Origin of the sequence: Anaerosporobacter faecicola, assembly GCF_012070565.1 — a bacterium.
In the GTDB taxonomy this organism is placed as follows: domain Bacteria; phylum Bacillota; class Clostridia; order Lachnospirales; family Lachnospiraceae; genus Anaerosporobacter; species Anaerosporobacter faecicola.
Map to the genome: position 1 here is coordinate 133,475 of NZ_JAAQRO010000032.1, position 12,412 is coordinate 145,886.

The following is a 12,412-nucleotide window of genomic DNA, read 5'->3' on the forward strand; positions in this document are numbered from 1 at the left end:
GTTCTTACAAAACTGTAAGAACTTTGTAAGCAGAAGTGATACACTGGTTCTAAGAAAAGGGGTAGGATATAACTCATCGGATTCTTTTCTTTTTCAATGAAAAGGAAACAGGGATTAGAGATCAACGCCAAAATAGGTTTGGATAGAAAGGATGAGTTTATGAGTAGGTTATTACGGGTCGAATCCGTTATGAAGTATTATGGAACAAAGAATAATGTAACGAAAGCAGTGGATGATATTAGTTTTACGGTAAAACAAGGGGAATTCGTAGGAATTATGGGTGCCTCTGGTTCTGGAAAAACAACGTTATTGAATCTATTAGGTACCATAGATACGGTTAGTGCAGGTCATATCTATCTGCAGGAGAAGGATATTACGGAACTTGGAAAGAAAGAATTAGCAAGCTTTCGTCGTGAAAATCTAGGATTTATCTTTCAGGATTTTCAATTACTGGATACGTTAACCCTGGAAGAAAATATTGCATTTTCTTTGGCAATGAACCATATCGATACCAAAAAGATTCCAATTAGAGTGGTAGAAGTAGCAAAGAAATTAGGAATTGAGGACATCTTATACAAATATCCATATGAAGTCTCTGGTGGGCAAAAACAGCGATGTGCTTGTGCAAGAGCAATCATTACCAACCCGAACCTAATTCTTGCGGACGAACCAACAGGTGCATTGGATTCTAAATCAGCGACTATGCTGCTTAAGACGATGAAGCAAATGAATGACCAATGGGATGCTACGATTATTATGGTTACCCATGATGCATTCTCTGCTAGTTATGCGGATCGAATCCTATTCCTGCGAGATGGACAGATCTTTAATGAAATAGTGAAAGGAAATCAAACAAGAAAACAGTTTTTTGATCAGATTCTGGATGTGATGTCTGTATTAGGAGGTGACATGCAGAATGTTCGCTAAATTAGCTATGCGTAATGCAATTCGCAGTGCAAAGGACTACTTAGTTTATGTAATCACGTTGGTTCTGTGTGTGGGAATGTTCTATTCCTTTATGGCAATTACCAGTCCGCATTATCAGCAAAGTCTTCCTGTGGGGTATGATCTGGTATTGTTAAAGCGTATGTTGCGTATCCCTGTTATATTAATCACGTTATTGATTACCTTTCTTGTACTATATGTGAATTCTTACATGCTTAAGAAGAAACAGAGAATGTTTGGCGTTCAGATTGTTTTGGGAATGGAACAGAAAACGGCGGGAACACTGTTTTTCTTTGAGACAGCATTGATTAGTGGGGTATCCATTTTATTAGGAATTCTTCTTGGCACCGTATTCATGCAGTTGGTAACCAGTGTGATCATGCATTCTTTTGGAGAATCCTATCAGTTCCTATTTGCGCTATATCCAGATACGGTAGGAATAACGGTTTGCGTATTCTTATGTTCTTTTTTTATCGTAGGAATTGCTAACGCCATTCGTATCGGAAGAAAGAAGATTATTGATTTTCTTACTGCCGATAAGCTGAATGAAGGAAGAAAAAAAGAATTCTTTATGCCAATCCTGACTCTTGTATATCTCGGAATCAGTATGCAATTTGCATATGAAAGTATCCAACTGTTTTCTGATTTTCAAGAGAAGATGCAGGCGGGAGATTTATCAGTATTACAACAGGTAATGCTATATAGTGCTCTAATCCTTCCTGTTTTGAACATCATGACGGGAATTCTCTATATCTTTTTCAGTATCAAGAAGAAAAAGTTGTGTTCTTTTCAGAAGTTGCTGTTGGTATATGCGGTAGAATCCTTATGTTTTGTTGTTTTATCCCTTATGATCGCAGGAAAAGGATTGCCAATTCCGATACAGAAGATTGCAGTTTATTTCCTGTATGGTATTGGGTATTTTATCTTCTTTATTTTTGCCTTTTTCTATAGCATATCGGAGGCGTTGGGAATATGGAAAGAAAAATCGGACCATTTTAAGTATGAACAGAATCGTTTATTCCTAATTGGGCAGATCAATACAAAGCTTCGCAGCAATTCCAGGTTGATGGGAATTCTATCGGGGGCGTTGTTGCTTGCGATTGTCAGTTTTTTAATTGAACCTTTTATGACGGGCTGGGCATTAGGGTACTTAGAGCAGAGAGCTGCCTATGACATACAGCTTAGTACATCGCTTCAGGGGGAAGAACAGAATGAGGAAGTAGAGACAATCATTAGAGAAGCCCTAAAGCAGCAGGGATATGAACTTGGGGAGTACGCTGTGGTAGAACGTGTATTACTTGATGAGACAGCAATCACGGTAGAGAAACAAGAGGACCCAGTGCAGTATCGTAGGGAAATCAACCAGCAGATGTTGGCAATGTCGTTATCCGATTACAACAACATTCGACTTATGGCAGGGTTAAAAGTAATCCAGTTACAGCCTGGCTATTATGCCAGTCATTACAGCCATTCTATGAATCCAGACAAAATTCCCGCCCTTCAAGAAGAAATTGGTATACTAACCTGTGGAGGAAAGCAGTATGAGCCAGGTCATTGGGATCAAGATCCGATGGGAGAAGCCCTAACCAATGGACCGATGGATAATATCGTTATTCTTCCCGATGAAGCAATGAAGAATAGGAAAGTGGTTAGCAAGAATTACTATGGAAAACCTACAAAAACAATGACATATGATGCAGCGGTTCAAGTTGAGCTAGCAATCTATGATCAAATGGAACAGCTTGTGGAGCGAACGGATGATACGATGTGGTTGCGTATGCGTACCGTTCAGAGAAATCAGGGAATTAATATGGCAGTGCTGATGAAATTACTCTTTTTTTATGGAGGCGTCATCTTGTTTATTATTATTTTCACGATCTTATCGTTACAGCAATTGTCCGATGCGGAAGTATTCAAGAATCGATTCCAGATCATTATGCGTTTGGGAGTATCTAAGAGAAGCGTTGATCAGATTATCCTTTCACAGATGGGATTGTGGTTTGGACTTCCAATCTTACTAGCGATTATAGCTGCCAGTTTTTTCGTTCGTTTTTGCTTTACTGTATTTCGTGACGTGATTACCGTATATATCGGACAGGATCAATTAGCGCAAAGTGTTGCTATAGCAGCAGGAATTATGGCTTCCATTGCGGTATGTTATTTTGTAGTGACATGGATTTTATTCAAACGAAATATTGAAGAAACAAAATAGATATTAAATGGAACGACTCGCTACGAAAATGAATAAAGTAGTTCTCTTCCTATGAATCGTAAAGGTGTGTGTGATATACTTGAGTTGCTCAAAAATGTCGAATTTGACAAGGAATATTGATTTAGAAAGGATAAAAGTATGATCATTATACAAGAAATAATAGAAGAGAAGAAGAAAGCTGAGATTACAGATGAGATTCTACATCAATTACCAGATTGGTTTGGGATTGAAGAATCTACACAAGGGTACATACGAGATAGCAAGAAAATGGTTTATTTTGCGGCTTATGATGAGGAACAAACGGTGGGTTTCCTTGCAATAAACCCCACTTCAAGGTATACGGCTGAGATCTATGTGATGGGAATCAAAACAGAATATCATCGAATGGGAATTGGGAGACAATTATTTCAGACTTGTTATCAATGGTGTAGGGAACATCATTACGAATATCTACAAGTGAAAACCCTTGATTATTCTTCCGCGGACCCCAATTATGCAAAGACAAGAAAATATTACGAAACCATGGGTTTTCGTCCTTTGGAATGTTTTCCAACCTTGTGGGGGGAGTGTAATCCTTGTTTGGTCATGATTCAGAAGATCTAATAAGTGGTTCGACAATCTTAGAAGAAATCTTAGAACATATCTTAGAACATATCTTAGAACATATCGAACAGAGTTCCTCAATTTGACTATGATGAGGAATGCTTCGTAACAGTATGACTTAACTTCCAGCTAAATATTGCCGATATATTGACTGAAAGATTAAACAAGAACGATGAAAAGTAGGAGTATAGTATGTTACGAATTGGGGAGTTTTCTAGAATAACAGGAATTAGTATCTATATGTTACGTAATTATGATAAAATGGGGCTGATGGTTCCTAGATATGTGGATGAGGAAAGTGGATATCGGTATTATGGAGAAAATCAGATACCAATTGCAAATCAAATTCAAGTTCTTAAGGCGTTAGGATTTGGATTGAAGGAGATTGGGGAAATCCAATTAGAGGATGCGAAGGAAAATGAGCGTCCGACTCAAAAAACAGAGATCTTTTTGTTGAATAAGATACAGGAAAAAAATGATGAGATTAATAAGATTCATGAACAGATCAAACAAATGAAGGAAGCATATGAGGAAATACGGAAACAGGAGCAGTATGCGTTATCGGTTACTATAAAGGAGATACCTGCAAGAAAGGTAATCTGTCTTCGTGATCACATTCACGCATTTGAAGAGGAAGGACGCTTGTGGGAGGAACTTAATAAGTATGTACAGGAAAAAGCCATACGACTTGCACAGCCACAGTACTCTTATGCAATTACCCATAGAGTGAATTTCCGAAGAATGGATATTGACGTAGAAGTTCAACTAGAAGTGGAAAAGATGGGAGAAGATTGTAAGAAAGTCTTCTTTGAAGAGATACCAGCATGTGAAGCAGCTACCATTGCATTTGAAGGGGTATACAGCAAATTCTCAGAAGTTAACTCGTATATGCGGCAATGGGTTTACCGTAATGGGTATGAGTTAGCAGGAAAGACCTTCACAAGATATTATTTATCACCAGGGAATGAACCTAATCCTGAGAATTTCATAACAGAAGTATTCTATCCTGTCAAGAAACGAAATTTATAATTATCGTGTAAAAATTACTTGACTCTCGTATCGTGCTAGAGTGTATGTTATGTATATGAAATCCATTCGTCGTTACGGCAATACAAGTCGTTACGGTTTGTCTAATGGGACATTATTAAATAAGGGAGTGTTTACGAATGAATAAAACCAACATAACAAAACCAGAACCAGGGAAAAAGATGGACTATAAGAAAGAATATAAAGATCTATATCTTCCAAAAACAAAACCTATGATTATACAAGTTCCACCTATTAAGTATCTGATGGTAGATGGGAAGGGAAATCCCAATACGTCAGAAGAATATAAGCAGGCAATGAACATTATGTATGGAATATCATTTACCATTAAGATGAGTAAGATGAGTGGACAAATACCCGAAGGGTATTTTGATTATGTAGTACCACCACTTGAGGGACTTTGGCAGGTGGATGATGAATATTTTGATGGAACAACCGCCATTGAAGATAAAGACAAATTTCTTTGGACGTCAATGATTCGGCAACCAGAATTCGTTACAGAGGAAGTATTTGCATGGGCAAAAGAGGAATTACATAAGAAAAAACCAGAACTGGATCTTTCGAAAGCACGCTTAGTGGTTTGGGAGGAAGGACTGGCGGCACAAGTTATGCATCTTGGAACCTATGATGAAGAACCAGATACCGTTAATCGTTTAGAACAGTATATTAAGGAACAGGGATATATAAACGATATAGGAGAAGAACGCAGACATCATGAGATCTATTTATCGGATCCAAGGAAGACGAAACCAGAGAATTGTAAGACTGTAATTCGTCATCCAATACGAAGTGTATAGTATATAAAGTTAGTAGAAAAAGAAATCTTCATAAATGCTTGAACGAAAGAAACAGAAAACCTGTTAATCGTAGTCAAGCATCTATGAGGATTTTTTTTGTTTTTATTTGAGTCGAGGTTGCCTTTATCCGTAAGAAATTCTTCAGAAAAAACGTAAGAAATCTGTAAGAATTTACTAGTTGGAATTCGTTATAATGTAGAGTTGTGAATATAAACTATTACAAATTTAACCCATTATAATGTAATGGAATAATCCGAAGTTCTAAAAAATTGATTTTTATTTGAGTGAAATTACATGATACATACCAATAGTAAGATGAGTAAAAAGGGAGGTAAGAAGATGGAGGATAAGGAATTGCTTGCACTTATTCGGGAAGATGCATCAAAAGGTATCGAAACAGCGATTCGTCTATATGGAGGAGCAGTCCGAAAAATCTGTATGGTAATCTTGTCAGGTTACGAAGAAGAAGACATTGAAGAGGCTGTATCGGATTGTTTTTTAGAATTATGGAAGTCGAGAGAACATTACGATGTCCAACGTAATGTTTCAATCAAATGTTACTTGTATGGAATTGCAAGAAATATAGCTAAGAATAGAAAACGTACATTAGCAAAGAAAAAACCATGCGATGTGTTAGCGGATTTAGAGGATACTACGAAAGAAGATCTGGAAGAACAGATTATGAAAGAAATCGACGCACAAATTCTTCGTGATTTGATCAATTGTATGGAAAGTCCAAACAAAGAAATATTTGTATATCGCTATTTCTATCAGAACACAGTGAAAGAGATAGCTGAAAAATTAGAGTTGCCAGCAAAGAAGGTAGAAAACCAATTATCACGGGGAAAATCTAAACTTCGGAAACAATTAGTGGAAAGAGGGTGTTTGATTCATGGATAATTTGGATAAGAACCTTGATGGTATTGGAGAAGAAAGCAAACTGTTGAACAATTCCCCATTGAGTGAGGAACAACAACGAAAAATATTTGATAAAACCATGCAAAAAATACATGCGGCAGAGCAAAACTCTGAAAACAATAGGAATAGTAGAGGCAATAGGAGCGTTATGAGAAATAAAAAAGTATATTTATTAGTGGCATTGGTTGCATGTTTAGGTATATCGGTTGTAATTTGTGCAGCTACATTTGGTTGGAACAATAAGTTAGCAAGGTATTTCGGAAGTGAAGAGGATCAAGATGCACAACAAAAGGCGACGGTTATTAATCTTGATCAGGCAGATACCCAGAATGGAATCACTGTATCAACAGTACAATTGATTGGTGATCAGAATGGTTTTAGTATCTTGCTTCGCATAACGACAGATGCAGTATACGGTGGTATGGCACAGTTTGAAGAAATTGAGGCAACGATTGAAGGCGCTAATGAATATACCGTAAGTAATCTGAATCCTGTTGGTTGTGAAGAAGAAGGGGATTATTACGTGCTGAATGTACGGACACCAGAAGAAATCCAAGGGAAAAAGATACATCTGCAGTTAAAAAATTATGGATATCTGGATTTGGACACAGAAGAATTTACAACGAAGACGGAAGGCGTATGGAATCTGGAGTGGACATTAGCGAAAGTAAACAGTGCCACTACATATGAGGTGAACAAAGAAATTAACTTGTATGGTGGAACAGCAATTTTTGATTCTGTAAGTATCTCTCCGATCTCTGTAACAGTGGAATATTCTCATTGCAAGAATTTCCAGATTTATATGACGGACGGCGCATTAGCCAATGATCAAATATTGGTAAAATTCTTAGATGGTACCGTTGTAAATTCCAACTACACAGACAGCTGTGATTTTGTGTATGATAAGAATAAGATCGGTATTTATCTAAAAAAGATTATCAGCATGAAAGATGTAGAGAGTATTACATTTGCAGGGGTTACGGTTCCGATTAATAAGAATCCAAATCCACTTGAAATTGTCGATGTTACATCGAAAGAAATGAACATAAAAATAGGAATTCCAAAACAACTATATGAGGTATGTGAAGAACCCGTTTATCGTGAATACCAAGATGAAGACTTTGATGCAGATGCTAAGAGTCTGATGTTCATAGGAAAGAAAGATGGAGTGGAGATGCCACTGTTTACCATTATTGCCATTCATGCAGAGTATACGAAGAAAGAAGTTGGACGCAGAAATCCAATGGTAGAATATCTAGATAACAGTGACGGTTGGATTTATGTCATATCCTACGGAGAAATCCAAAGTCAGGAACAATTGGATGCGTTCACAGATCTATTAAATCAATATGTGGAAAATATAAAACAACGGGTGGAGATATCTATTCCATAGGAAATGGATCGTGAATCTTTTGCCGGTATGGAGCAGAACAATCCATTGCACGTAATTTGGGAATAACCGTATAGTTATCAAAAAAATGCATTGGGTAAACCTGATCCACTTCTACATGTCGCATAAAGTAATCAAAGCCAAGATGGAACGTACGGTTCTGTCTTGCATCTAATGGAAGGAATGCTAGATTGATGTGCATGCCTTCCATTTTTGCGATTTCTTTTTGAAATGCCTGTGTCATAGCTTGGTATTCTTCTCTAGTTTCCCCTTCCCAAGTCCACCAGTTTAAATCTCCTGCATGGTAGATGGTTTCCTCTTTTCCTTGAAGGAGAAAAGCAACGCCAGAATCGGTAGACTGTAATGTTCGCACGAGTAAGGTTGGTAATTCTAGAGAAACATCATGGGAAAGAAATTGTATCTGTGCATACTGTTCTTCGGTCACACCATTTCTGGTAAAATAGCCTTTGTTGTATTTGCGTTTGATGTCTTTTGATAAGAGATAGGTTACCTTTGTATAGGAAGCTAGTTCCTGAAATAAATGAAAAGAAAAATGATCTTGGTGAAAATGACTTGCAAATACATAAAGAGGTTTTTCCTTTGAAAGGGGAGGAAGTTCCCCTTCGTAGTAATCAAAGAGAAGATAGGCATCGGTCAATTCTACAAGATAACAACTGTGTTTGATATACGTTACGTTCGTGATCATAGAGACTCCTTTTCGTTAATCCAGCATTCTTAATACGAATAGAATTCTTATATTACCCTTTGATCTGTCAATTCGGAACAATAGCACAAATGCGCAGGGCAATATGCATCCTATGGATTAACCACATTTTTATTCCATATCCTATCATAAGAAATAGAAATTTTCAAATCTTTATAGGATTGGTTTGTAAAAAAACATAAGAGTTGTTATAATAGGCTTCAGAATTGGGAATACACAGGAGGAATAAGAATGGAAACAATTGCATGCATCAAGACAAGAAGAAGTATACGAAGCTTTCAAAAAAGAGCGATAGATAAAGAAGTGTTGGACCAGGTTGTTGCGGCAGCAGCATATGCTCCGTCATGGAAGAACACACAGATTACCAGATATGTATTTGTTGAGAGTGAAGAAGGAAAGAAGAAATTATTAGAGAATACCCCTTCTTTTAATCATAATGCAATTGAAGAAGCTGCAGTGGTTGTGATTGTATCGGTAATTAAGAAAAGAAGTGGATACGAGAGAGATGGAAGCTACTCATCTAATAAAGAAGATGGTTGGCAGATGTTCGATGCAGGTGTGGCTAGCCAAACGCTTTGTTTAGCAGCACATGAGTTGGGACTTGGAACGGTTATTCAGGGAATTTTGGATTACGAAAAGATTCAGGAAGTATTTCAGATTCCAGAGGAAAGAGAAGTTGTTGCTTTAATTCCAATGGGATATCCAGCAGAAGAACCAACTGCACCAAAACGAAAAATGATCGGAGAATTGTATACGATCTGTTAACGAAAGAGAAGGCTGATAAGAAAGCAATTCGCCAATATACACTACGAAAGGCGGTGGTATTTGCCACCGTCATACGAAGCACAGTATGGAAAGTTAGAGGTAAGAGAAGTGAAACAGAGAAACCAAGGAATACTATATATTATTGCAGCAGGATTCTTTTTTGCATTAATGACATTTTTTGTCCGATTGTCAGGTGACCTGCCATCCATGCAGAAGGCATTTTTTCGAAATTTTGTTGCGGCCATTGCATCATTTACTATATTAATGCGAAGCAAAGAGCATCTGAAAGTAAAACGCTCTAGTATTCCTTGTTTATTATTACGAAGTTTATGTGGAACAGTGGGCTTGATCTGTAATTTCTATGCCATTGATCGTATGAATATATCGGACGCGAACATGTTGAATAAGTTATCCCCTTTCTTTGCAATTATCATGTCGTATTTTGTACTGAAAGAAAAAGCCAATAAAGTTGAATGGGGAGCAGTTGTTCTCGCATTTATTGGAGCAATCTTCGTCGTGAAACCGTCCTTTAGTATGGAATTTGTCAATGCGATGATTGGAGTAGCTGGCGGGTTGGGAGCTGGTATGGCTTACACGTTTGTTCGAAAACTTGGAAAGATGGGAGAACGTGGCCCTGTAATCGTGTTATTCTTTTCCTTATTTTCCTGTCTTGTAACGTTGCCATTCTTGCTTATCGGTTATGTACCGATGGAATGGTGGCAGTTAGCCGACTTATTATTAGCAGGAGCATTTGCCACAGGTGGACAATTGTGTATCACCGCTGCTTATACCAAAGCACCAGCAAGAGAGATCTCTGTATTCGACTATTCGCAAGTTGTATTCGCCGCTATACTTGGTATTCTGTTCCTAGGACAGGTACCGGATCTATGCAGTGTAATCGGATATATCATTATTATTGGAACGGCAATTGGAAAATGGGCGTATAATATGAAAACTGCATAGACATTTGTCGAGCAACTTATCGGTTTGATAAATACCAAGAGTAAGAAAACTCACAATACGGGAGATGGACCCTGTATTGTGAGTTTTTGAATTATATGAAAAGTGTTCATCTAATGGTTTCGAGGTACGAAGTCGAAGTTTGAGTAAAGTACTCAAACTTAGCAGTTCAATTGCTGCCAATAAACGTATCATATAGAGATGTTTTCAGCAATTAATATATCGAATATAAACCTTGACGTAAGGTGTCATAGTTTATATGCTATAGTTAATTAATGGAGGTGATGGTTTGAAAGAAAGTAGACTGTTCAAAATAGTATATTATGTTTTGGAGAATGGGCGCATAACAGCCCCTCAATTAGCGGAAAAATTCGAAGTATCCGTGCGAACAATATATCGTGATATAGATGTAATTAGTAGTGCGGGTATTCCAATTTATGTGACAACCGGGAGAAATGGTGGCATACAAATACTTGATAACTATGTTTTAGACAAAGCATACTTTTCGGAAAAGGAAAAGCAAGATCTATTATCAGCCTTACAGAGTTTATCCATTTTTACGAATATCTACGAAAAGGAAACTTTAACGAAGCTTTCTGCCCTTTTTAATACACATTCAGAAAATTGGTTAGAAGTAGATTTTGATCGTTGGGGAAGCAATACGCAGGATAATGAGAAGTTTTTATTGTTGAAAAAGGCAATCACTAATCATAAAGTCGTGACAATTGTTTATGTTAGCTCCTATTGCCAAAAAACAAAGAGAAAGATTCACCCACTCAAGCTCTTATACAAATCAAAAGAATGGTATGTGAAATCCTATTGCACAGAGAAAGAGGATTTTCGTCTATTCAAAATAAACCGTATTGTAGAATGCGAACTTTTAGAGGAAGAATTTGTTCCTGTGGAGTTTCCGGTTTTGCATAATACAGAGCAGAAGTCAAATAACAATGTGGTACTACGCTTTCCGAAAGAAATGTCGTATCGTATTTATGATGAGTTTTGTGACAATGAAGTTACCGTAGAGGAAAATGGGGATTTAATCGTCAAGGCCTTTATGCCAGAAGACGCATGGCTAATGGGGTATCTTCTTTCGTTTGGGGCAAATGTAGAGGTAATAGAGCCTACCTATATGCGCAAGATTTTGTTTGATGAAGCAAAAAAAATTTGTGAAAAAAATAAACCATGACATATGATGTCATGGTTTATGTGTTACTATTAAAACGTAGGAAAACAACATAAGGTAGTGTTTTGATTTGACACGTGAATGGAGGATAATAATAATGGGTAGACCAACATCAAAAACAGATTTATTAACTGTAGCAGAAGCAAATTATGAAAAGCTAAATATTCTTATTTCTGAAATGACAGAAAAAGAGCTGGCAACACCTTTTGATTTTTCAAATGATGAGAAAAAGAAAGAGGCTCATTGGAAAAGAGATAAAAACCTTCGGGATATACTCATTCATCTTTATGAATGGCACCAGCTTTTGCTGAAATGGGTACATTCTAATTTGAATGGAACGGAGGCAACTTTTATTCCAGCACCATACAACTGGAAAACATATGGGGATATGAATGTAGAATTTGTGAAAAAACACCAGAGTACATCCTTAGAGGATGCAAAGAATATGTTTGAAAAATCACATTCTGACATTATGAATTTGGCAAAATCGTTTTCAAATGAAGAACTGTTTTCCAAAGGCGTATACAAATGGGTAGGTAGCAATGCTTTAGGGTCATATTTTGTCAGCGTTACAGCAAGCCACTATGACTGGGCTATGAAAAAGCTGAAAGCACATAAAAGAAACTGTGCAAGTAATTGATACATGGTGAGCCGACCACAACATCGGTAGATATAAAACGTTGTTGTGGTGGGAGAATTTCTATATTCCTAAATATATTACAATAGCCTAGCGGTGGTTTTTGATATGATTCCCCTTAAGTAGACAAGGTAAATAACCAAATCTACTTAGGGGGAAATTTTTATGTCCAAATATACGACAGAAATAAGGCTAGCAGCATGCAAAGAATATTTTGATGGAAAGTTATCA

At 37.1% G+C, this 12,412-nt stretch carries 12 protein-coding genes; 11 read left to right on the forward strand and 1 reads right to left on the reverse strand.

Annotated elements, in window-relative coordinates; translation table 11 throughout:
- Positions 1–159: 159 nt before the first annotated feature.
- The 7 genes from HBB17_RS14695 (at position 160) to HBB17_RS14725 (ending at position 7,915) form a co-directional block, all read left to right on the forward strand.
- Positions 160–927, forward strand: coding sequence for an ABC transporter ATP-binding protein (locus HBB17_RS14695; protein ID WP_167958278.1), 768 nt, complete (start codon positions 160–162; stop codon positions 925–927).
- Positions 917–3,157 (forward strand): FtsX-like permease family protein, encoded by a 2,241-nt coding sequence (locus HBB17_RS14700; RefSeq protein WP_167958262.1) that lies wholly within the window; start codon positions 917–919, stop codon positions 3,155–3,157. The genes HBB17_RS14695 and HBB17_RS14700 overlap by 11 nt, the downstream gene beginning before the upstream one ends.
- A 138-nt stretch (positions 3,158–3,295) precedes the next feature.
- A complete protein-coding gene (locus HBB17_RS14705; RefSeq protein ID WP_167958263.1) occupies positions 3,296–3,760 on the forward strand; it encodes a GNAT family N-acetyltransferase in 465 nt (154 codons plus the stop codon).
- Positions 3,761–3,952: 192 nt separating this feature from the next.
- Positions 3,953–4,789 carry a MerR family transcriptional regulator gene (locus HBB17_RS14710; protein ID WP_167958264.1) on the forward strand — a complete coding sequence of 279 codons (837 nt, stop codon included), beginning with the start codon at positions 3,953–3,955 and terminating at the stop codon, positions 4,787–4,789.
- 137 nt (positions 4,790–4,926) lie between these two features.
- The gene (locus HBB17_RS14715; protein WP_167958265.1) at positions 4,927–5,604 is read left to right on the forward strand and encodes a GyrI-like domain-containing protein; all 678 of its coding nucleotides are present in this window, start codon (positions 4,927–4,929) and stop codon (positions 5,602–5,604) included.
- Positions 5,605–5,943: 339 nt separating this feature from the next.
- A complete protein-coding gene (locus tag HBB17_RS14720; protein ID WP_167958266.1) occupies positions 5,944–6,504 on the forward strand; it encodes an RNA polymerase sigma factor in 561 nt (186 codons plus the stop codon).
- Entirely contained in the window at positions 6,497–7,915 is a 1,419-nt protein-coding gene (locus HBB17_RS14725; RefSeq protein ID WP_167958267.1) for a DUF4179 domain-containing protein, read from the forward strand. The genes HBB17_RS14720 and HBB17_RS14725 overlap by 8 nt, the downstream gene beginning before the upstream one ends.
- On the opposite strand, the gene HBB17_RS14730 is transcribed toward HBB17_RS14725, so the two are convergent.
- Positions 7,905–8,618 (reverse strand): MBL fold metallo-hydrolase, encoded by a 714-nt coding sequence (locus HBB17_RS14730; RefSeq protein WP_167958268.1) that lies wholly within the window; start codon positions 8,616–8,618, stop codon positions 7,905–7,907. The two genes, HBB17_RS14725 and HBB17_RS14730, sit on opposite strands and share 11 nt — an antisense overlap.
- Before the next feature lie 249 nt (positions 8,619–8,867).
- Here HBB17_RS14730 and HBB17_RS14735 point away from each other — a divergent pair, with 249 nt between their 5' ends.
- The 4 genes from HBB17_RS14735 (at position 8,868) to HBB17_RS14750 (ending at position 12,184) form a co-directional block, all read left to right on the forward strand.
- Positions 8,868–9,401 (forward strand): nitroreductase family protein, encoded by a 534-nt coding sequence (locus HBB17_RS14735; protein ID WP_167958269.1) that lies wholly within the window; start codon positions 8,868–8,870, stop codon positions 9,399–9,401.
- Between the two features lie 108 nt (positions 9,402–9,509).
- Positions 9,510–10,364: a DMT family transporter gene (locus HBB17_RS14740; protein ID WP_167958279.1), complete on the forward strand. Its 855-nt coding sequence runs from the start codon at positions 9,510–9,512 to the stop codon at positions 10,362–10,364.
- Positions 10,365–10,650: 286 nt separating this feature from the next.
- The gene (locus HBB17_RS14745) at positions 10,651–11,547 is read left to right on the forward strand and encodes a helix-turn-helix transcriptional regulator (protein ID WP_167958270.1); all 897 of its coding nucleotides are present in this window, start codon (positions 10,651–10,653) and stop codon (positions 11,545–11,547) included.
- 94 nt (positions 11,548–11,641) lie between these two features.
- The gene (locus HBB17_RS14750; protein ID WP_167958271.1) at positions 11,642–12,184 is read left to right on the forward strand and encodes a ClbS/DfsB family four-helix bundle protein; all 543 of its coding nucleotides are present in this window, start codon (positions 11,642–11,644) and stop codon (positions 12,182–12,184) included.
- Positions 12,185–12,412 lie beyond the last annotated feature (228 nt).